Source organism: Muricomes intestini (genome assembly GCF_004346165.1).
In the GTDB taxonomy this organism is placed as follows: Bacteria; Bacillota; Clostridia; order Lachnospirales; family Lachnospiraceae; genus Muricomes; species Muricomes intestini.
The window spans coordinates 53647-75317 of record NZ_SLZZ01000015.1; the positions used below are offsets into that span (position 1 = coordinate 53647).

Here is a 21671-nt window from a genome sequence, read left to right on the forward strand (position 1 = left end):
ATAAAAATACCGCCAGTCGATATAGCAACTGACGGAAAACTACTTCTTTTCAATTCTACTCTGCAATTACCAGCGGTACTTCTAACTCTTTCGCTTTCTGGATATTCTCCTTTGACACACCAGTATCCGTAATAATCTTATATACTTTCTTGATTGGACACACCACCGACAGATAGCCGCCGCCGAACTTACTACTATCTGCCAGTACATAGACTTTCTCTGCCGCTTTCAGTATCGTTTTCTTCACCTGCATCTGCGGTGTTGCGATGGAAGTAAGCCCTACATCAAAATTAATACTGTGAACGCCAATAAACGCCTTATCTACATGAAATTGCTCCATATTCTGAATCGCCGCATCTCCCATGGTAGCTGCCAGGTGACCACTGACATGACCGCCAATCACAAACAATTCCACATGTTCCACGCCTGCCAGTTCATTTCCCGTAAGCAATGAATTAGTTACAACTGCTAAATGCTTTTCCGGGTGATTTTTAATATGTTCTGCAAGATAAAAACTACTGGATGCATCATCTATAATGATAGTGTCACGGTCTTCTATGAAGCTATATGCGGCCTCTGCAATCTGCATTTTCTGCATTACATTCTTGTAGATACTTTCTGCTGAATATTTCCTGGACTGCTCCGTTTCTATCCTGACAGCCCCGCCATGTGTCCGCTTAAGCAGGCCTTCTGTATCCATTGCCTTAATATCATTGCGGATAGTAACTTCAGAACACCCGAATTCCCTGCTAAGATCCACAACTTTGACCCGGCCTTTAACCTTCAGTTCTCTTAAAATAGCGTTTCTGCGTTCTTCCATGGCTGCCTCCCTCTCAACTGCTCTATTATCAATAAGTTTACACTTTCTTCATAGATTGTCAAGCACATAGCCATTTATCACAGTATTTCTACCCTTACCTCATTCTTACCTTACTCTGTCCTAGCTGCGTTGCAATCATGGTAAAAATCGGAACAAACTGATCGCCAAAATCTTCCTTTGGAAGAATCATAGCCCTCTCTTCTTCATAATATATACCAATGGTCTTAGGTGTTACAACTGCCCGTTTGATCTGCTCCCATGTGAATTTCTGACTCTTCGCATTCTGCTCTAGAGTAATTCCTTCTTCTGAAAAGGTATATTCTGCCAGGCTGCTATACTCATTATTCACAACTACCTGTTTGTTTGCACGCATTTTAAGTTGAAGCGGCATGCTCCCAAGAAATATCGTTGCTGCCACAAAATATAATATGGTTTCCAGTATACTGCTCCTCCCGGTCGTGTACATAATGATTCCCATAAATGCAATGGCAAGTCCGAGAATGTTAATTAAAAATCCGCTAAATTTTGAATATGTATGAAACAGTAAAAAATCATATAATGCATCTTTTGTCATGTGTACCGTCATTTTATTCATAATACCTCCTGAAATGCACCGTCTAAAAAGACCTTTTTTGAAAAAAGCCCTTCTATACTTTGACATATAAAAGGACTCAGATTGGCTGTTAATCCATATACATTTAGAGTATTAACTCTGCGCTTTCACCTTATAATATGCCCAACCCTCGGGACTGTAAATACCTTTCTGTTTTCTCTGCATCCATTTGTCAAATGCTGCTGTAATGAATGGGCACAGGAATAATGTAATAATAGATGCTGTTGCACACTGTGCAGTAGCCATACTTACATAGCCTTCCATGGATGGGTCCGCTTCTGCAACTGCTGCCGGTGTCATGGCAGAATTCAGGGCCGTTGTACCAATTGCGGCACCCATAGCGTTTCTTTCTTTCTTCGGAAGAAGCAAATTAATTACGAAGAAGAATACAACAGATGTGGCCGCAGAAATAAGTCCAAGAACAATTCCAGATGCCCCTGCTGTCAAAATTGTTTTAACATCGGTCTTAGCTCCGATGGAAACTGTCATGAAGAATGTGACGATTGGTTGTGCAGCCTTACATGCATCGCGAAATCCTTTATCAAGATTTCCCCAGATGAATCCGATTAACAGTGGTACTAATACCGCAATCAAAGACTTGAATGGAATATTAGCAAGCCCTGTAGCTCCCAATGCGATTAGCGTAAAAAAGGGACCATCATTCAATGACAAAATAGAAATTGCTCCCGTATCTGTTGCATTACCAAACTGAGAAGACAAGGAAATATACAGAGAGCCATTGGAGTTTGTAATTGCCGCTATCATTACAAACGGAGCAATTCCAAGGAAACCTGAAGGTCCGCAGATTTTGCCCACAACCAATCCCATAACTACGCCAAGTACAAACTTAACGCCTGTCATGACTACGCCTTTGTAAAGAGGCATGCCTACCTGCTTGATGTCAATCATAGAGCCGCATACAATCAGGAAAAATCCCATCATACAGGCATTTCCTTCATAGAACAATGCTGTTACATAGCCGCCAATCTGAAATGCTTGTGGAATAAATGTTGCAATTAGCACAGCAATTACCAGAGGAATAATTACCAGGCCGCCCGGAAGGCTTTTCATCTTATTTAAGATGTCAAAGTCTTTTCTCTCCTTTGTCTCAACTTTCTTTTCTTTGCTCATTTTCTCTCTCCTTTTTTAATTTATTGCATTTAGTATATAATGTCAGGATGCTCCTGATATTATCTTGCAGCTTCTCTGAACAGCCGTTCTACGATATCACATGCTGTGTTATTATTACCGGTAAGTCCACCTTTGCCAACAATCGGAAGCCCAGCATATTTTCCTGACAGCCTTCCCACATCTGTCTGGGGAATTACATAATCTATAACCTCAATACACTCTACACCAAGCTGATAGCAGACATTTACCATCGTGTCTCCACCTGTGGTATATAATCCCGCCACTTTTTTTCTTCCTACCTGTTCAAGTACCTGAGAAATAATGGTTCCAAGTCCTGCATTGATACGGTTGGCACTCATACCGCCTGCGTAACCGCGTTTCTCGTCTTCTTTTTCCAGATTCAGAAGTTTTTTGTGAAGTGCTGTCTCAAACAAAACCGCTCTTGGCTGTTCATCACCTTCAATCAGCTCTACCGCCTTGTTCACCGCTTTAAACACCTCGTCTAATGCAGTATTTCCACCTTCGATTAATGGATTCGGATCTACACTGATACGTACATGTCTGGTATCCTCACACAGAACCTCCATCTGTTTCTTTGTTATCGGTGTGGCGCTTCCGGCCGCAATCAGTACCGTCTTACCAGTCTCTCTGGCTTCCGGCGGAAGATTCGGTTCTTCTTCCTGCGTCTGACCTCTGCGGTATGCGAGCTTTGCTGTAAATGGCCCCGGGTCTACGGCTACTATGTTCCATTTCAGTTCAATACATGCCTGTGCAATGTTATCTACATCTTCCAGTGTAATTCCATCTACGATGATTACTTGACATTTTTCATCACGTTTTTTCTGAAGTGCCTCTTGGATACTATCTTTCCCTTCAAGTACCTTGTCAAGAGTAACCAGTCCAACTTTTCTTCTGGTCTGTATTCCCAGAAGTCTTGGTATGTAGTTTTCCCTCACCGGCGTACGTACATCTTGTGCAACAGGTGTATTGATTAGTGCAACACCATCAATTACCGAATATCCTCCAACCAGTATTCTTCTGGACTGAGGCATGGCCGGAACGACTACTGCCACCATGTCACAACTAAACTGATCCAAGATTGCATCAATTTCAATACCTATGCTGCCACGTAAGGTTGTATCAATTCTCTTAGAGAAATATCTTATTCCCATCTTTTTTAATGAAATAGTTGCCGATTTCACCTTTGCATATGCTTCACTTTCCGGAAGCGCTCTGCTATTACTACTAATCAGAACTGCATCCAGTTCTTCTATTTCTTTTGCATTCTCAGCTGCTTCTTCATTAAAAAATACTGCTGTTCTCGCTTTTGACCTTGCAAGCAACACCCCTGTTGTCGTAGCTCCGGTCAGGTCATCTGCCACTGCTCCTATTAAAGGCATTATCTGCTCCTCGCTTTCTCTTAGCCAAACTTTCTTCTATATATTAACGCTTTTTCTATTATTTTCTTTCCTGTCATGCTGTTTTGCTGCATATTCAGCTACAACATTCGTAGACTCGATCATGCTGACACAGGCTGCGGTCCCCTTTCCTGCGATATCAAACGCTGTACCATGATCAACAGAACTTCTGATAAATGGGAGTCCAAATGTTAAAGTAACAGATTTTTCAAAATCTAAAGTTTTACAAGCAATATGCCCTTGATCATGATATAGAGAAAGAATAGCATCGAATTTTCCAGATTTTCCAATGTGGAATACCGAGTCTGCCGGACATGGTCCGATAGCATTGACTCCTTTTTCCTGTGCCTCCTTTATTGCAGGCTCAATCTCATCAATTTCCTCACGTCCAAACAACCCATTGTCTCCGTTATGTGGATTCAATCCTGCCACTGCAATTAATGGATTCTCAATTCCTATCTTCCTTAATTCTTTATCAATATTAATAACGTCTTCCAAGATAACATCCTTTGTCACATAATGACACGCATCTACCAGAGACATATGTCTGCTTACGAAGAATACTCTCAGCTTATGGCACGAAAACATCGTCAGCGCGTATGGTGAATGAGTTGCATTCTGATAAATCTCTGTATGTCCAGGTTCTTTAACACCAATCAATTTAATAGCTCCTTTATGAATTGGCGCTGTAGAAACCGCATCAATTTTCCCTTCCATTCCGAGATCAATAGATTTCATAATCCAATCAACAGCCATGCGGCCTGCCAGTGCCTGAACCTCCCCCCATTTGATAGAGTCTGTGTCATAATTACCTGTCTCAATAATATCTGCTGTTCCAAATTCATATTTTGCTTCGGAAGGGTCTTCAATCTTGTTGTACTTAAGTTTCCTACCAAGAATCTTAGCTGCCCTTTCCATAATTGCAATGCTCCCGATTACAAGCGGGCGACAGCAATTATGGATTTCTTCGCTTAACATAGTTCCAACCACAATCTCGGGTCCAATTCCTGCAGGATCCCCCATTGTAATTGCCGTTATTGGTTTATAGTTTTTCATCATTTTATATTTTCCTTACCTTTCATTTTACTTTCGTTTTGTTTTCCTAATTCTATCCTTATATTTTTGTTTTTTCAATAGTTTTTTTCTTATTTTTATAACTTCATTACATATTCACAGTTTTACCCCTTGCCTTTTGTGCACTTTTATTTTCGTTTATATTTTTATTTATTTTTGTTTTTATTGTCATTTTTTATCTTTTATACAAATAGAATTGCCAGGCTTCGAAAAGCCTGGCAATTCTAAAAATATCACAGCCTAGTGTATTTGCTTTTTTAATATTTAATGTTCTTCCTGACGCAGTTCATTCCCAAACCGTGTATACTGCGGCATCCATGCAAGCCGGACTGTACCCACAGGGCCGTTTCTCTGCTTTGCTATAATAATCTCCGCAATACCCTTATCCTCGGTATCAGGTATGTAGTAATCTTCACGGTATATAAACATGCAGACATCGGCATCCTGCTCAATGGCTCCTGACTCACGGAGGTCAGAAAGCATAGGCCTTTTGTCAGTTCTTTGTTCCACGGCACGGCTGAGCTGTGAAAGTGCAATAACCGGCACATTCAATTCCCTGGCCAGCCCTTTCAGTGAACGGGAAATCTCCGAGATCTCCTGCTGGCGGCTTTCATTACTTCTTTTGCTGCTGCCGCTCATCAATTGCAGATAGTCAATAATAATCAGATCCAGCCCATGTTCAATCTTATATTTTCTACATTTGGAGCGCATCTCCGCAATGGAAATACCGGAGGTGTCATCGATGACCAGCTTGGACTTCCCGATTCTACCTGCCCCTTCTATTAGTTTTTCCCAATCCGTATCCTTAAGATTACCGGTGCGCAAAAGCTGGGCATCGACATGGGATTCCAGGGAAAAGAGACGATTTACAAGCTGCTCTTTTGACATTTCCAGGCTGAAAATTGCAACAGACAGATTCTGTCTGAAAGCCACATGCTGGGCGATATTCAATACAAAAGCGGTCTTACCCATAGAAGGTCTGGCCGCGATTAGAATCAGATCGGAGCGCTGAAGCCCCGACAGTTTATAGTCCAAATCAATAAATCCTGTTGGGATGCCGGTTACGCTGCCTGACGTTCTGGATGCCCTTTCAATGACATCCAGAGCATTGAGGACAACATCCTTAATGGGAATGTACTCCTGTACTTTTCCTCTGGCTGCCAGTTCAAATACTCCTTTTTCAGCCTTATCTAATATATCCTCCACCGGCTCATTTTCCAGATAACAGGTGTTGGCTATTTCCTCATTAATTTTAATCATCTTGCGCAGAGTGGCTTTTTCCTGCACAATTCCCGCATAGTATTTTACATTGGCAGAAGTCTGGATACCCGTGAGCAAGTCTTTTACAAATTCCATGCTGCTGACTTCCGGCGGCACATTTTTAGCCTTTAAATATTCCTTTAAAGTAATAAGGTCCACCGGCTTCGCTGCTTGAAAAAGTTCTACCATGGAATCAAATAAAATTCCATAAGCAGTCTGGTAAAAATCTGCTCCTGTAATAATTTCAGATGCGGCTGCAATTGCATCTTTGTTCATCAACATGGCTCCTACCACTGCCCGCTCGGCCTCTTCACTGTGCGGAAGGATTCTCTTAATCGCTGCTTCCATTTCCATAAAGTATTTCCCCTTATGCCTCTTCTGTCACAACAACTTTCAGTTCAGCCGTTACTTCCGGATGGAGCCTGACTGGTACTTGATGAACTCCCAGCATTTTAATAGTATCCTTCAGCTGAATCTTCTTCTTATCCACATCCAGGCCCATCTGTTCTTTCACTGCAGCGGCAATTTCCTTACTTGACACGGAGCCAAATGCTTTTCCACCTTCTCCCATCTTGATAGAAAGCTCTACTTTTCCGCCTTCCAGCTCCCCGGCAAGCTTCTTCGCTGCATCCAGATTGTCCTGAGCAATTTTCTCTTCCTTTTTGTTCTGCAGACGCAGATCATTCATGTTCTTATTATTGGCTTCAAGCCCAAGCTTCTTCGGCAAAATAAAATTTCTTGCATAACCATCGCTTATATTGACAATCTCTCCTTTTTTCCCAAGAGCTTTCACATCCTGCAATAAAATAACTTTCATCTTAAATATCTCCTTCCTTTATCATCTGATCAATTGTTTGTTTCAAAGTCTGAATTGCCTCATACATATTTGTATGATCGAACTGAGCTCCTGCAGAATTGATATGTCCCCCGCCGCCCAGCCTTTCTGCAATAATCTGTACATTCACCTCATCGATAGAACGGGCGCTCAAGTATATCCTTCCCTCGTATACTGTCAGTACGAAAGAAGCCTTAATGCCCCTGATATCCAAAAGCTCATTGGCCGCCTGAGCCGCCAGAACTGTGGGACTGTCAATGTCACTCGGAAACTGTGCAATTGCATACTCTTTTCTGTACACCTCCGCCATGCGCACTGCTTCCGCCTTGGCCTGATAAGATTCCATATCATCACGGAACATTTTCCGCACACGGGTAATATCCGCACCACACCTTCTCAAAAATGCAGCTGCTTCAAAAGTACGTACTCCTGTACGGTTCATGAAATTACGTGTATCAATCATAATGCCGGCATACAAACAGCTTGCTTCCACCGCCGGAAGCTTGATATTGTCCACAATATACTGCAATACCTCCGCCACCATTTCACTGGTAGAAGAAGAATAAGGTTCAATATAAGATAATACAGCATTTTCAATAATATTGGTGCCCTGCCGGTGATGATCCAGTACCGCAATAGTCCTGGAACGCTGCAAAAGCTCAGGACACTCGGTCAGCTGGGGCTTATTTGTGTCCACCACAATTACCATAGCATTATCTGATACATGGCTTAAGGCCTGTTCGGAATTCACAAAAATATCCTTCGGATAGTCCGGACTTTTTGCAATCTCATCATACAGAGGGCGCACTGAAGTTGTCACCTCATTGATGACAATGTAGGCTTTCTTTTCCAGCTCTGCAGCCGCACGGTAGATTCCTATACAAGCTCCAAGGGAATCCGCATCTGCAATCTTATGGCCCATGACAATTACCTGATCCTTGCCATCGATAAACTCCCGCAGGGCCTCTGCCTTAACACGGGCCTTTACACGGGTGTTCTTAGCAGCCTGTTCCTTCTTGCCTCCAAAGTATGTAATTTCTCTGCAGTCTTTAACAACCGCCTGGTCACCACCTCTGGAAAGAGCCAGGTCTATAGCTATACGGGCATAGTCGTAGCTTTGTGTATAAGTTGCAGTATTGAGTCCAAGCCCAATGCTTAGTGTGGCAGAACGTGTATTTCCTATGCTTACCTGCTTTACCTCTTCTAAAAGAGAAAACTTATCCGCCGCTATTTTATAGTAGCCTTCCTTTTTAATGCCGATAAAATACTTGTCCTTTTCCAGCTTCTTAACAATACCGCTCACATCGCCAAAATATTTGTTAACCTTTCTGTCTATCAGCGCAATCAAAAGAGACTGGCGGACTTCTTCGACACTCTCCATGATTTCGTCAAAATTATCAATGTAAATCAGGCCGGCAATAAACCTCTGATCTTCGTTCTCCTTAATATAGGCATTCAGTTCTGTTATATCTTTCATGCAAAGTGCTATAAAATATTCATTTTCCTTAGGGATCTGCAGTAGCTTCTCAGCCTCGCTGAACCCCTCCATGGAAAATTTTCGGAGCTCAACCTGATAATTTCTATCTCGATAGGTAACTTCCATTTCCACATAATCATTCTCGGTCTTCGGAAATACCCCGGTATTCAGCTCTGGAATTAATTTGTTCAGATATTTTTTCCGCTTCTCTTCGTTTATTATGTCCAAAAAGCTGTCGTTTTCCCACAACAGGCGGCCATCCTCCAGAGTGATTGCATAGGGAACTGTTAGCTCCTTTAGCAAGGTATTCTGTATTCCCTTATACTGGGTGGCAAACTGAATCAAATCTGCCAGAATCAAAGAACGGTTATAAAAATACAAGAGTCCCACAATCACAGCATAAATTACAATAAAGACAGACATCACGGCTCCTGCCTTTCTGTCAATCTTATACATCCAAATATTCATAGCCAAAAGCAATGCTGTCATGATTACAGGCCACTGCATATATGTTCTGAGCTGCCCTTTGAATCGCATGTTATTCTTATTCATGATTACCTTCCTCATACATCTTTCCTTCGACTGTGCCGATACTCCCCGTCAATGTACCTAGTATATCACCTTTTCCGTGATTATTCCACGTCTAGTTTTCGTCCCCGGTGTTCTTATGCTTATATAATAATTCTCCCGAAACATTATCCACCCGGATTTCCTTCTTCTCCAACTGTCCATATACATTATTGCGGAACAATGTATAAATCACAGAGACAGCCGGGATAAAGACCAACATTCCTACAATTCCCATAAGGCTGCCCCCAATGCTGACCGCTGCCAGCACCCAGATGGAGGGAAGTCCCACCGAATTGCCCACCACTCTGGGATAGATAAGATTCCCTTCAATCTGCTGTAGTACAAGGAACAGAATGACAAACACGAGAGCCTTCATCGGTGTATCCATCAAAATTAAAAACGCACCTATAAAGCATCCTATAAAGGCACCGAAAATTGGAATTAATGCAGTAAATGCTATCAGCACCCCCACAAGCAGTGCATAGGGCAGCCGGAAAACTGTCATCATGATGACAAACATTGTTCCGAGGATTGCCGCCTCCAGACACTGGCCTGCCAAAAAGTTTGAAAATGTCTTGTAGGTAAGTGAGCATATATCCAGTATCTTTTCCACGTACTCTTTTTTCAGATATGCATACATAACCTTGTGTATCTGAATATTTAGTTTTTCCTTTTGCAGGAGAATATAGCATGCAAACACAAAAGCAATAATAAATGTCGTCATCCCGCTTACAATACTCTTTGCCACGGTAAAGGTTGAGTCAAGGACACTGCCTGCACCATTTTTAAAAAACGCCATAATACTGTCCAGTATTTTCTTCCAATCTATTTCTATGTCACTTATCCATGCTGCAATTTCTTTATTATTATTAAACAGTTCATCCCCCCAGCTCTGTACTTTTAGTATAAAATCCTGGATGTTGCTGCCCAAAAGTATAATAGTGCTGCCCAGTTTTGGGACAACAACAAGAGAGACAACGGCGATGACTCCTATTACGATCAGTATCGTAAGTGTAAGGCTTAAGGGTCTGGCCATTTTTTTTACCCATCTTTTTCCTTTCAGTTTCTGGTGCGGGAACAACTTATGTTCCAGAAAATGCATAGGTACATTTAAAATAAAGGCTATCGCGCCGCCTAAAAGAAATGGAAATATAATTCCAATCATAAATCCCAGTGCACTCAGCACCAGGCTGTATTTCCACAAAGCAACTAGGACAACAATAGTAAATAAAATCAGACTCCTGATTTTTCGCAAATTTTCTCTGTTCAGATTCATATTATACCTGCTTTCTGACACCTATTGCACCCTGATACCCACGGATTACTATGACCTTTTGACTCTGGTATCATTCAAATTATAACCAGTAGTTTTCATTTTAACATACAAAAGAAAATAGTTCCATATAAAGAACAGCAAAAAGATGAAAGAGCAAGGATAAAATAGCCTATCAGGAAATGAACGGACTTACTAATGATGCCGGCTGTATGGGATTATCCCCCCTCTCACAAATGTAATTTCAAAAGCCGCAGCGAAAACGCTGCGGCAGTATTTACTCTTACTAATATTTACACCCGTGATGAATAAACTTGTTGACATGACTAATCATATTCATTCTTCATACAAACTGGTTGTATTTCTTACGACTAAAGTTGGCTCAAGTATGACACGCTCCGGCTTACACTCTTTATTTTTTAGTTGTTTCAGCATTAGCCTTGCCGTATGTTCACTCATTTCGTCCACATGTTGACTGATGGTCGTCAACTCAATCCCTTTTATCGCTGAAATATCAACATTATCAAAGCTGACAATTGAGAGGTCTTCTGGAATACGAAGCCCATTCTCCTTGCATCCATCCATAAACCCAACAGCTGTCATGTCGTTGACAATTACCATCGCACTGGGACGTTCTTTAAGTTCTTTTACAAACTTCTGTGCAAGAGAAATCCCCGTTTCCAGTTTCAAATCACTGGCAAATACATATTCCTCATTGAACGGGAGGCCAAAATTCTGTAATGCCTGACGGTATCCATCAAATCGTTGGGTAGACGCGGAAGAAATCCCGGGTCCTTTAATAAATCCAATGTGTTTATGCTTCAACTCCAGTAAATGCATCACCGCCATATACCCTGCCCGAAAATTATCAGTCAGCACAGAATCGCCTTCATATGATGGCAGGATACGATTAACCAATACTATAGGAATGTTCATGGAGTGAAGCATTCCCTCCACGCTCTCCGCCTGTGCAGTAATTAATATTAGTCCCGCAAAATTGAATTGTAATGTCAATTTCAAAAATTCAATTTCACGCCTGACATCATATTCACTGTTAAAAACCATTACCATATATCCATGCTTGTTCAGTATTCTCTGGATATTAAATGTCAGGTCTGCATAGAAAGGATTTCTTATATCGCCCAATATCAGAGCTACAATGTTCATGTGGCCTCTGCTAAGACTTTGGGCTATTGTATTTGGCTTGTACCCAATCTCTTCCACCAAATCCAATACTTTTTTTCTAAGTTCTTCTCCCACACCGCTATTGCCATTAATGGCACGTGAAACAGTTGATTTCGACACACCCAGCATTTCTGCTACATCTGAAATGCTATACTTTCCATTCTTCATAAAATTCGTTCCCTTACATTTCTTCTATAATACAGATTTTATGCTAATATCTCCGCAAAATCAACCGTTTTCTTTTCTAACGAAAGTTATCGCATATCTCTTTTACTGTCTCATTCTTGGCGCACGGCTATTTACCATCAAAATAGCTAATAATATTACACCTTGAATCAAAGAGCGTAAACCGGCCGCCATATTCAACGCCTGAAGAATATTTGTAATCAGAATAAGTACAAGAGAACCTAACGCACCGCCTACAAATGTGCCTTTACCGCCAGTCAGTTTTGTACCCCCAATAACAACTGCTGCAATAGACAGCATTGTATAGCTGTTTGCCATGTTCATCTGAGCAGTACCTGCATAACCCACCAGCATTAATCCGGCAAGCCCCGCAACGGCGCCGCCAAAAATATATGCCAATATAATGACAAGCCGGCTGTTGATCCCACATAAGTTTGCTGCATTCCTATTGTTCCCGGCAAGAAAAAGTCTTCTGCCATATCTGCTTTTTCTCAAGAAAAAAACTTCCAGCAAAACCAGCAGGATAATAATGACTGCCGGTAGAATTCTCAAAGGGCCAATCAGCGTCTTAGAAATACTTTTAAGCTGTGGACTGACAGTGACCGACGGCTGACCTTTTGTAACCAAAATAGAAAATCCGTTCACCACATTGGACATAATTAATGTCATGACAAGAGGCACTACTTTTAGCACCTGGACTCCAATTCCGTTTAACAATCCTACGATGGCTCCCATAAGGATTGTCGCCGGAATCATCAGTGCAAAGGAAGCTGCACCGGATCCTACCGCAATCATCGGTCCAAACAATGCTGTCATAGACATAATTGCACCAATTGACATATCCAGCCCACTGTCACCCGATATGATAACAGCCGCCTGTCCCACAGAGGCTAAAGTTAAAATAGATGTTGTCATGAGAATACTGGATATGTTATTCATAGATAAAAAACCGGTACTTAAAATCTGTCCCAGTATCATAAGTATAATACTTCCAATGATTGCAGGCAGGTATGGGTTATTTAACTTTTTTACCTTTTCCATTACTTTACACCTCCCTTAAATACTCGCTTTATTTTAGCCTTTAGCGTCTTATCTGAAGCAATAATAGAGATGACAACACCAGCCAAAAGAATTAGCCCTTGAATGAAACTCTGGACAAATGAGCTGAAATTTGCTGAAACCACAATAGAAATCAAGATGCTTAAGAATGCAGCACCAAAAATGCCACCCCAGATATTTCCGATTCCGCCATTCAAAGATACACCGCCAATCACTGCTGCCGCAATAGAATTCATACTCATGCTTGCGCCGATTGATGGACTACCTGCACAAGTATTTGCACTGATGCAGATCCCGGCAATACCTGCCGCCAATCCCGCAAAAGTATGTACAAAAAATCGCAGTGCAGTTACATTAATGCCAGATGCATATGACTTCTTTACATCCTTCCCCAGAGCATACAAATGGAGTCCAGCTGGTAACTTCATTACAATAATCCATACAATTACCAGAATTAATATCATAACAATGGGCATAGGAAGTATCCCAAACAGGTGGCTGCCATACCAATCTGCAAAGCTGAAGTCTATCGCCCCACCCGGGTATGGCAGTATCCACAAAGCAATTCCCGCAAATACTGTTGAAGTAGCAAATGTGGTCAGCAATGGATTTACCCGCATAACACCAATAATAAAACCATTAATCATGCCACAGAGTATGGCACAACCCAAAGCTATCATCACAGCAGCTGGAACCGAATACCCCTTTTCACACAATGTTACAATCACAACGTTTACAAGAGACACAATCGAACCCAGTGAAATATCTGTCCCCGCCACTAATATTGTTGCAGTAACACCTATTGCGACGCAAATTGCTGCTGCGTTTGTTGCAATAAAGGATTCAAAGAAAGACAGACTTAATCCACCGGTAACAGCTCCATTAACCCCAAGAAATATGAGGAATAGCAGAAGGGACGGAAAGGCACTCCATGTCATAACTTTCTTTACTTTGCTCATACTGTTACACCTTCCTTTCGGTTTTTCACCTCTGCATCATGTATAGAATTTACTGGCATAGAGGCTGCAGATATGTTTTGCCTGTTAATGGCATCCCCTTCCAGAATGGCAGAAACTCTTCCTTCATACATAACAATAACTCTGGATGTTTCTACCATAGAGGTAATGCTCACCAGTTCATCATCATCACTAGAAAGCATGATTACTGCATTCCCTTCTCTGGCAAGTTCTGCAAATAGCTGATGTAGATCTGTTCTTGCCTTAACATCAATTCCCTTTGTAGGATCGTCCGCCAGTAAAAGTCGCGGCCTTGTACACAACCAGCGGCCCACCACTACTTTCTGTTGGTTTCCTCCTGAAAGTGATGTTATTAATTCTCCAGGATTATCATAGTGAACATGAAAACTGTCTAGAATCCCCCTCGGGTTTCCAATTTTTCCACGTTTTACAAGCTCCTGTACAGCAGCTATGTTTTCTGACAGGCTTCGCTCCTGGAAGGTTCCATCCTTCTCCCGATCCCCGGAGATAAAAGCAAACCCCTCAGAAACTGCTTGTTTTGCATTCCGTATTTTACGTACCTTACCATCTATCTCCAATTCAATTTCACCTAAAACACCGTAAAGGGCTCTGATTAAGTCAGTTTGACCGTGGCCCTGTAGTCCTGCAACTCCTATAATTTCTCCTTTTCCTATGTCTAAGCTTTCTAATGTGCCATATGTAGGAATCGGAATACGGGGTGCCCTAATAAATACATCTCTTTCTGCACACTGATGATGTCGGCCCTCGCCATGATAGGATTCAATTTTTGTCCCTACCATCAAGGAAAGGAGTTCATCCTCTGTTTTCTCTTTCATCGGATATGTTCCCAGTGTTTCTCCATTTCTCATAATAGTAACACTATCACACATAGCATATAGTTCAACCATACGGTGGGATATAAAAAGTACAATACAGCCTTCTTTCTTTAACCCACGGATAATATCATCTACAATTTCGACATCTTCTCTATATAAAGCCGATGTAATCTCATCTATAATCAAAATTTTCGGCTCCTGTACTAATGCTTTTGCCAGTTCGACCATATACTGTTGGTTAGCGGCCAATTCTTCAACTTTCTTTCCCATCAGGGAATCCAGGCGCATTCTTTCCAATACGTCCTGTGCCTTTTTCCTTAGCCGTTTTCTATCTGTGAATTTTCCCTTAACCGGAATGTTAGAAATGCAAATATTCTCCTCCACCGTTAAGTTGCCAAACAAACTTAACTCCTGACTTGTCATAATCACATGGTTCCTTTTCGCATCTTTGGGAGATTTAAAGTCAACCCGCTGTCCTTGAAACAAAATTTCTCCGCCGTCCCTGCTGATAAGCCCTCCGATTATTTTTGCCAAGGTCGACTTTCCCGAACCGTTTCCTCCCAGTATCGCCCTGACCTCCCCCTCTTCTATCTCCATTTGTGCCTGCTTAATTGCCACAACTGCTCCATATCGTTTTGAAATGTCACGAAAAGCAAGTCCCATAGCATATCCTCCTTACGTTTATCTGGTAAAAGAATGGACTGGCGGACTCTTTACGCTTTGTCCGCCAGTCCGTGGTAAAGCACACGTGTGCCCGCCTATTCTTCAAAGAACTGGTCTACCTCTTCCTGAGACAGCCATCCATCCAGTGCCGCTGTATCTGCGGAATCTTTCAACAGCTCTGTAGCTTCTTCCAGTTTAATTGCCTTAGTTCCTTTTAAGTCTTTCATCCACGCTGCATCCTGATCACCATCTTTTGTAACTACATATGGGGGATCAAGCATAATCGTGTTCGCCATGCTTTCATCCATAGGATTTGCAACCAGTAAATCTTTTTTTACTGTTTTACCCTGAAGCAGCCGTACTGTTACATCCAATGCTGTCACTGCACTTCCCGGTGCATAGGAAACGCCAATTGTTGTAAGCTCGGGCATATCAGCCCATTTTGTGATGAAAGACTTTGTATAGTCACCTGTCATAACTTCTGGAGCCTTCCCGGCATTTTCATATGCCTTGATAATACCTTCTCCCATGACATCCTGAGCAAGTACTGCATCAATCTTGTCATAGCTGGACAAAAAAGTCGTCATAACTGACTGAGCATCTGTTTCTGACCAGTTTCCAGGGGCGGAACCAAGCACATTTATATCCGGATAGCCTGCAAGCACATCTTTGTTTGCTGCTAACCGAAGCGTATCGGCAGCATTACCGGAAACGCCTGAAATTTCAACAATATCACCTTTTCCCTTTAGCTGCTCTGCCAGCCAGACCGCCTGAATCTTCTGCCAACTATAATTATTACCACAAACACAGATTGTTCCATCATAAGCAGCCGGATCATTTGCAATTACTACAAGGATGCCCTTTTTCTGTGCCTTCTCAACCGCAGACTTAATTGTAGTCGGGGACACTGCATCAATCATAATTGCGTCTACACCTGCATCAATCATTGCATTAATCTGGTTTAACTGCTCAGTGGCATCACTGTTTGTATTGGAAACCATATAATCTGATAACGTTCCATCTTTCTTATATTCCTTTGCTCGGTTTTCAAAGTCTTCAACCATTTGTGCCCGCCATGTATTGCCCCAATATCCATTGGAAAACCCAATAACAAAACCACTGTCTTTATCTGACTTTGCCCCTGTTTCCGAGGTCTGGCTCTTTTCTGTCTTTTCCTCTGATTTTCCTGTACTTCCACATGCTGCGAGCCCCAAAACCATCAAGCCAGCTAATAAAATAGCTAATATTTTTTTCTTCATAAATTTATCTCCTTCACTTTTCAACCTTTATAATACTGGAACAAACTTTTCCGACCCATCCTGAATTGCAGGTTCGTGACCTGGTAAAATATAATGGGCGGCCTGTCGGATTCTTTTCAGGCTCTCATAGACCTCCGGAACCAAAACAACAATATTGGGCTCCAAGTTTTCATTCACATTTTCAGCCACATTGCAAATGTCTCCGGATACACACACAACCCCCTCTTCTGTATGAAACAGAACCGATTGGTGTCCTCTCGTATGCCCGGGAGTTGTAATGACTTGTAGGCCCGGAAGTATTTCTGTATCTCCGTCCAAAAATTGCCATTGAAAAAAATTTACTGCTTGTTTGTCAAAACATAGGGTATCGTAAAAGGGTGCTTCAGGAACTAAAGGTTCAAATGCTGCCTCCCACTCTTTCTTTTGTACGTATATTTTTGAATTTCTAAATTTTCCGTTACTCCCGCTGTGGTCACAATGAAGATGTGTATTAATTACAATGTCAATATCTTCAGGATTCCAGCCCATAATGCGCTTAACAGCGCTCACTGTATCCTGACCAGACGTCTGTCGGACACCTGGTTCTGCCTTTTGGTATTCTTTCAAATCCCGAATGCCCGTATCTACCAAAACCTTATGTTTCCCATCCGTCGCACCGGCACACCAAATAGGCACGACAAGCTGTTCCCCTTTCCCTCTGTAATGGGTCATTGCAGAGCGGTCTAGCTGGATACTTCCCACTTGGATAGCTTTTACTACCCACTTTTCCATATTACTTCCTCCTTTTCTTTATAGATATCGTTTTCACTTTCTTTTACGATACCATTGTTCACTTTTAGAAACCGTTTTCTTTTTGTGATGCCCTTATTATATCGTTATTTTGTTTAATGTCAATATGTTTCTTTGAATTTTTCTCTCTTAAATAATAATTTTGTTGGTTTTTTACATCTTTAACTTATTTTTTTGTGCATATTTACCATATTGACTTTAATCACATTCTGGAATAATATAGTCATATGCAGAAATCGTTTTCTTGAAAGGAGGTCTATTTATTATGTACTGTGGAACTGAACTATGGAAAAATTTACTTTTCTTTCAGTTAACGCAACAAAAACTTATTGGAGGCCGAGAGATAGAAGCCTTTCCTGACATGCCCGTAAACTTATATGAAGCATTGACAAATATAGCAAAGATATATCCGGAAAAAACGGCTATTGTAGACAACTATGACCGTCCTTGCTGCTATGCGCTTCTAAAAGAAAAGACTGATACATTCTCATCATATTTAAAGCATAAGAAGGGAATCAGCCGCAGAAGTCATGTCGCTCTTATGCTATATAACAGTCTTGAATTCTGTGTGGCATTTCTTTCTCTTACAAAATTGGGGGCTGTTACAGTACCATTACCTACCAAGTATAAGAAACAAGAGATAACATCATTAATTCAGAAATCAGACATACAGCTTATTATTTGTGATGAAGACTTTTATCCATGGTTTTACGATTATGAGAAAAATGGAATCTCTGTTCTAAAATCCGGTAATCAAGAAGAACATTATGGATTTTCCAAGTACTATGAGTTTTCTACTGATGATTCAAAACCAGCAGGAAACAGAGAAGATACCGCCCTACTGATGTTTACATCTGGAACCACATCCCAAAGCAAGGGTGTTGTGATCAAAAATTACAATATCATGCACGCAATTGTTTCATACCAGAAAATTTTGAACATCACTGAAAAGGATATTTCTCTAATCCCGATTCCTATTTATCACGTCACCGGATTAGTCGCATTGCTGGGGCTCTTCTTATACGTCGGTGGAACCTTATATCTGCACAAATACTTTGATGCTAAAAGAGTACTTACATGTGTAAAAGAACACCATGTAACATTTTTACATGCATCTCCCACTGTGTTTTCTATGCTTCTTGCAGAATCCAAAAGGTTTCCAGAACTGCCTTCATTAAAGAACCTTGCTTGCGGCAGCAGTAATATGCCAAAAGAAAAATTAAGTCAAATACACAGTTGGCTTCCACACAGCACTTTTCACACTATTTATGGGCTTACAGAAACCACTTCTCCCGCAACCATTTTCCCGGGAGATGCATCCACAAGTAAATACATAGGTTCATCCGGTCTTCCCATTCCAGGCACCCGCTTCAAGATTCTAGATGAAAATGGAAATGACCTTTTTCCGAACATTGTCGGTGAAATCTGGATTTCCGGTACAGTTGTACTTGATTCTTACTACAAAATCGACACCCCTCTTCTCAAAGATGGTTGGCTTGATACCGGAGATTTAGGGTATTTCAATTCAGAAGGGTATCTATTTGTCGTTGACAGGAGAAAGGATATGATTAACCGTGGCGGAGAAAAAATCTGGAGTTTCGATGTAGAGAATGAACTCTATAAAATACAAGGTATAGAAGAGGCTGCTGTCATCGGTATACCAGATAATATATATGGTGAGGTTGCTGCAGCAGTTGTCAAGCTACTACCTGGAACAGCACTTACGGCAGAAAGTATCAGGCAGAAATTGAAAAGTAAAATCGCCAAATACAAAATACCAGCCAGAATTCTTATTTTAGATGAAATACCAATTACACCTAATGGAAAAATTGACAAAAAAACTATAAAAAAACTATTTTAACCATAACGGGAGGTTATAAGCATGAAGAAACCCCTATTTATTTCCGGCGAGGAAGCTGCTGACATGATCCAGGATGACAGTACTATTGCTACTATCGGTATGACATTAGTTTCCGCTTCTGAAACGATCTTAAAAGCAATTGAAACGCGGTTTTTGAACACAGGAAGTCCAAACCATCTCACACTTGTTCATTCTTGCGGACAGAGTGACCGAGATAGAGGTATTCAACATTTCTCACATGAGAAAATGCTTTACCGCATCATCGGAGGGCATTGGGGACTGCAGCCCCGAATGATGGACTTGATTGCAAATAATAAAATTCTTGCATATTGCATTCCCCAGGGACAATTTGCCCAACTGTATCGAAGTATGGCAGGCGGCGAACCCGGCAAAATTACAAAAGTTGGATTGGGAACATTTATTGATCCTCGTATTGAAGGAGGAAAAATGAATGATATCACCAAATCGGCTCCGGATATCATGGATGTTGTCACAATTGACGGAGAAGAATATATGCGTTATAAGCCGATTCCTCTTGATTATTGTATCATCCGCGGGACTTATGTAGATGAAATGGGAAATTTAACAACTGATGAAGAGGCCATGCGGCTGGAAGTCCTTCCGGCTGTTATGGCGTGCAAAAAATTTGGCGGCAAAGTCATTGCCCAAGCAAAATACAAAGTAAACGCTGGTACTTTGCACTGTAAAAGAGTTACTGTCCCAGGAATTTTTATTGATGCCGTTGTCATGTGCCCAAATCCTGAAGAAGATCACCGCCAGACGCACAGTTTTGCCTTTGACCCGGCATACTGTGGAGATATTAAAGTTCCCGTCAACACCTCCGATGCACTGCCCATGACTATCAGGAAGGTAATCGGGCGCCGTGCACTAATGGAGCTTTCTGCCAATGATGTCCTCAATGTCGGAACCGGAATCCCCAATGATGTCGTTGGACCTATTATTACTGAGGAAAATGTAGATGATGATGTAACAATCACTGTAGAGTCCGGTATTTACGGTGGCATTCCCATGGGCGGGATTGACTTTGGTATTGCCAAAAACAATTTTGCTCTGCTCAGACACGATGAACAATTTGACTACTACAACGGCGCAGGTGTTGATGTTACATATATGGGTGCCGGAGAAGTAGATGCCGACGGCAATGTAAATGCGACCCGGCTTGGTTCAAGACCTACAGGGGCAGGAGGGTTTATTGATATTACAACAAACGCAAAGCATGTGGTATTCTGCTCTTCCTTCACCGGGAAAGGATTGGAATGCTCCTTTGAGGGAGGCAGACTCCATATCAATAAAGAGGGGACCCTTATCAAGTTTGTAAATAAAATTCAGCAGATATCTTATAACGGGGAAATCGCACGCAAAAAGCATCAGAAAATGCATTATATTACTGAGAGGGCTGTCTTTGAACTGCGTCCCGAGGGGCTTGTCCTGACCGAGATAGCTCCCGGCATTGATTTGCAGTCACAAATTCTCAGTCTTATGGAGTTCCAACCTATCATCAGTCCCACGCTTAAAGAAATGAATCCTTCCATCTACCGTGAAAATGGGCCTTTTGGATTGAAGGATTTCATAAATAACAAATAAACATAAAAGGAGGGTTTAATTTATGCGTTTAAAAGACAAAGTGGCTATTGTAACAGGAGCTGGAAGAGGGCTTGGCAAGGGTATCAGCCAAAAACTTGCCGCAGAGGGTGCAAAGGTTATCCTGGCTGACATCGCCTCTGCTGATGAGGCTGTAACGGAAATTCGAGAGGCCGGGGGTACTGCCTGCCCCTTTGTTGCCAATGTCGCAAAGCAAAAAGAAGTACAGGCACTGGTTGAATTTGCCGTAAAAACCTACGGGTCACTCGATATCATGGTAAATAATGCCGGGATTAACAGAGATGGAATGCTCCACAAAATGCCCCCGGAAAATTGGAATCTGGTCATTGAAATTGATTTGACAGGAACTTTTTATGGAACACAGGAAGCTATTAAATATATGCGTAATAAGAATTCCGGCAGAATTATCAACATTTCCTCCGGCAGCTGGCTTGGCAACATCGGACAGGCAAACTATGCCGCCGCTAAAGCGGGTGTTGTAGGGCTCACCAAAACTGCCGCAAGAGAAAACGCCAAAAAAGGAATTACATGTAACGTCATCTGCCCCGGGTTTATAGAAACAGATATGACATTAAAGCTAAAAGAGGTAAATGATGGTGCTGCATGGAATAATATGATGCAGAAAATTCCAATGGGATATGCAGGAAATCCCTCCGATGTTGGAAACGTAGTTGCATTTCTTGCATCAGACGAAGCAGCTTATATCACATCTGAAATCATCAATGTAGGTGGTGGAATGATTGTATAATCAATACTTATTTA

General features: G+C 41.6%; 18 protein-coding genes. 3 read left to right on the forward strand and 15 right to left on the reverse strand.

Annotation, left to right across the window (positions count from 1 at the left end; translation table 11 throughout):
- Positions 1–55 precede the first annotated feature (55 nt).
- From EDD59_RS11325 to EDD59_RS11395, 15 genes are all read right to left on the reverse strand, one after another.
- Positions 56–820 (reverse strand): DeoR/GlpR family DNA-binding transcription regulator, encoded by a 765-nt coding sequence (locus EDD59_RS11325; RefSeq protein ID WP_132381915.1) that lies wholly within the window; start codon positions 818–820, stop codon positions 56–58.
- Positions 821–914: 94 nt separating this feature from the next.
- A complete protein-coding gene (locus tag EDD59_RS11330; RefSeq protein ID WP_132381917.1) occupies positions 915–1415 on the reverse strand; it encodes a YcxB family protein in 501 nt (166 codons plus the stop codon).
- A gap of 111 nt (positions 1416–1526) precedes the next feature.
- On the reverse strand, positions 1527–2564 hold the full coding sequence (locus EDD59_RS11335; protein ID WP_132381919.1) for a 2-keto-3-deoxygluconate permease: 1038 nt from the start codon (positions 2562–2564) through the stop codon (positions 1527–1529).
- 59 nt (positions 2565–2623) lie between these two features.
- Entirely contained in the window at positions 2624–3964 is a 1341-nt protein-coding gene (locus EDD59_RS11340; RefSeq protein WP_132381921.1) for a four-carbon acid sugar kinase family protein, read from the reverse strand.
- Positions 3965–4000: 36 nt separating this feature from the next.
- Positions 4001–5041: a 4-hydroxythreonine-4-phosphate dehydrogenase PdxA gene (gene pdxA, locus EDD59_RS11345; protein ID WP_132381923.1), complete on the reverse strand. Its 1041-nt coding sequence runs from the start codon at positions 5039–5041 to the stop codon at positions 4001–4003.
- Between the two features lie 279 nt (positions 5042–5320).
- The gene (gene dnaB / locus EDD59_RS11350; RefSeq protein ID WP_132381925.1) at positions 5321–6670 is read right to left on the reverse strand and encodes a replicative DNA helicase; all 1350 of its coding nucleotides are present in this window, start codon (positions 6668–6670) and stop codon (positions 5321–5323) included.
- 13 nt (positions 6671–6683) lie between these two features.
- Positions 6684–7133 carry a 50S ribosomal protein L9 gene (gene rplI / locus EDD59_RS11355; protein WP_132381927.1) on the reverse strand — a complete coding sequence of 150 codons (450 nt, stop codon included), beginning with the start codon at positions 7131–7133 and terminating at the stop codon, positions 6684–6686.
- Between the two features lies 1 nt (position 7134).
- A complete protein-coding gene (locus EDD59_RS11360) occupies positions 7135–9180 on the reverse strand; it encodes a DHH family phosphoesterase (RefSeq protein WP_132381929.1) in 2046 nt (681 codons plus the stop codon).
- Between the two features lie 91 nt (positions 9181–9271).
- Complete coding sequence (locus EDD59_RS11365; RefSeq protein WP_132381931.1) at positions 9272–10474, reverse strand: AI-2E family transporter; 1203 nt, start codon at positions 10472–10474, stop codon at positions 9272–9274.
- Positions 10475–10807: 333 nt separating this feature from the next.
- The gene (locus EDD59_RS11370) at positions 10808–11824 is read right to left on the reverse strand and encodes a LacI family DNA-binding transcriptional regulator (protein WP_132381933.1); all 1017 of its coding nucleotides are present in this window, start codon (positions 11822–11824) and stop codon (positions 10808–10810) included.
- Positions 11825–11926: 102 nt separating this feature from the next.
- On the reverse strand, positions 11927–12883 hold the full coding sequence (locus EDD59_RS11375; protein WP_132381935.1) for an ABC transporter permease: 957 nt from the start codon (positions 12881–12883) through the stop codon (positions 11927–11929).
- Entirely contained in the window at positions 12883–13860 is a 978-nt protein-coding gene (locus tag EDD59_RS11380; protein ID WP_132381937.1) for an ABC transporter permease, read from the reverse strand. The genes EDD59_RS11375 and EDD59_RS11380 overlap by 1 nt, the downstream gene beginning before the upstream one ends.
- Positions 13857–15377, reverse strand: coding sequence for a sugar ABC transporter ATP-binding protein (locus EDD59_RS11385; protein ID WP_132381939.1), 1521 nt, complete (start codon positions 15375–15377; stop codon positions 13857–13859). The genes EDD59_RS11380 and EDD59_RS11385 overlap by 4 nt, the downstream gene beginning before the upstream one ends.
- A 95-nt stretch (positions 15378–15472) precedes the next feature.
- Positions 15473–16636 (reverse strand): ABC transporter substrate-binding protein, encoded by a 1164-nt coding sequence (locus EDD59_RS11390; RefSeq protein ID WP_243117410.1) that lies wholly within the window; start codon positions 16634–16636, stop codon positions 15473–15475.
- Between the two features lie 27 nt (positions 16637–16663).
- A complete protein-coding gene (locus tag EDD59_RS11395) occupies positions 16664–17407 on the reverse strand; it encodes an N-acyl homoserine lactonase family protein (protein WP_243117411.1) in 744 nt (247 codons plus the stop codon).
- A gap of 283 nt (positions 17408–17690) precedes the next feature.
- On the opposite strand from EDD59_RS11395, the gene EDD59_RS11400 reads away from it, so the two are divergent.
- The 3 genes from EDD59_RS11400 to fabG are packed head-to-tail and all read left to right on the forward strand — an operon-like array spanning position 17691 to position 21657.
- Positions 17691–19286, forward strand: coding sequence for a class I adenylate-forming enzyme family protein (locus EDD59_RS11400; RefSeq protein WP_132381941.1), 1596 nt, complete (start codon positions 17691–17693; stop codon positions 19284–19286).
- Between the two features lie 21 nt (positions 19287–19307).
- Entirely contained in the window at positions 19308–20891 is a 1584-nt protein-coding gene (locus EDD59_RS11405; RefSeq protein ID WP_132381943.1) for an acyl CoA:acetate/3-ketoacid CoA transferase, read from the forward strand.
- Between the two features lie 22 nt (positions 20892–20913).
- Positions 20914–21657 carry a 3-oxoacyl-ACP reductase FabG gene (fabG, locus tag EDD59_RS11410; protein ID WP_132381945.1) on the forward strand — a complete coding sequence of 248 codons (744 nt, stop codon included), beginning with the start codon at positions 20914–20916 and terminating at the stop codon, positions 21655–21657.
- The last annotated feature ends 14 nt before the right edge of the window (positions 21658–21671 follow it).

Coding starts and splice junctions, on each gene's coding strand:
- EDD59_RS11400 (WP_132381941.1), top strand. CDS start 17,691: ATGTACTGTGGAACTGAACTATGGAAAAATTTACTTTTCTTTCAGTTA.
- EDD59_RS11385 (WP_132381939.1), bottom strand. CDS start 15,377: ATGGGACTTGCTTTTCGTGACATTTCAAAACGATATGGAGCAGTTGTG.
- EDD59_RS11335 (WP_132381919.1), bottom strand. CDS start 2,564: ATGAGCAAAGAAAAGAAAGTTGAGACAAAGGAGAGAAAAGACTTTGAC.
- EDD59_RS11405 (WP_132381943.1), top strand. CDS start 19,308: ATGAAGAAACCCCTATTTATTTCCGGCGAGGAAGCTGCTGACATGATC.
- EDD59_RS11370 (WP_132381933.1), bottom strand. CDS start 11,824: ATGAAGAATGGAAAGTATAGCATTTCAGATGTAGCAGAAATGCTGGGT.
- fabG (WP_132381945.1), top strand. CDS start 20,914: ATGCGTTTAAAAGACAAAGTGGCTATTGTAACAGGAGCTGGAAGAGGG.
- EDD59_RS11365 (WP_132381931.1), bottom strand. CDS start 10,474: ATGAATCTGAACAGAGAAAATTTGCGAAAAATCAGGAGTCTGATTTTA.
- EDD59_RS11380 (WP_132381937.1), bottom strand. CDS start 13,860: ATGAGCAAAGTAAAGAAAGTTATGACATGGAGTGCCTTTCCGTCCCTT.
- rplI (WP_132381927.1), bottom strand. CDS start 7,133: ATGAAAGTTATTTTATTGCAGGATGTGAAAGCTCTTGGGAAAAAAGGA.
- EDD59_RS11395 (WP_243117411.1), bottom strand. CDS start 17,407: ATGGAAAAGTGGGTAGTAAAAGCTATCCAAGTGGGAAGTATCCAGCTA.
- dnaB (WP_132381925.1), bottom strand. CDS start 6,670: ATGGAAATGGAAGCAGCGATTAAGAGAATCCTTCCGCACAGTGAAGAG.
- EDD59_RS11360 (WP_132381929.1), bottom strand. CDS start 9,180: ATGAATAAGAATAACATGCGATTCAAAGGGCAGCTCAGAACATATATG.
- EDD59_RS11375 (WP_132381935.1), bottom strand. CDS start 12,883: ATGGAAAAGGTAAAAAAGTTAAATAACCCATACCTGCCTGCAATCATT.
- EDD59_RS11340 (WP_132381921.1), bottom strand. CDS start 3,964: ATGCCTTTAATAGGAGCAGTGGCAGATGACCTGACCGGAGCTACGACA.
- EDD59_RS11390 (WP_243117410.1), bottom strand. CDS start 16,636: ATGAAGAAAAAAATATTAGCTATTTTATTAGCTGGCTTGATGGTTTTG.
- EDD59_RS11325 (WP_132381915.1), bottom strand. CDS start 820: ATGGAAGAACGCAGAAACGCTATTTTAAGAGAACTGAAGGTTAAAGGC.
- EDD59_RS11330 (WP_132381917.1), bottom strand. CDS start 1,415: ATGAATAAAATGACGGTACACATGACAAAAGATGCATTATATGATTTT.
- pdxA (WP_132381923.1), bottom strand. CDS start 5,041: ATGATGAAAAACTATAAACCAATAACGGCAATTACAATGGGGGATCCT.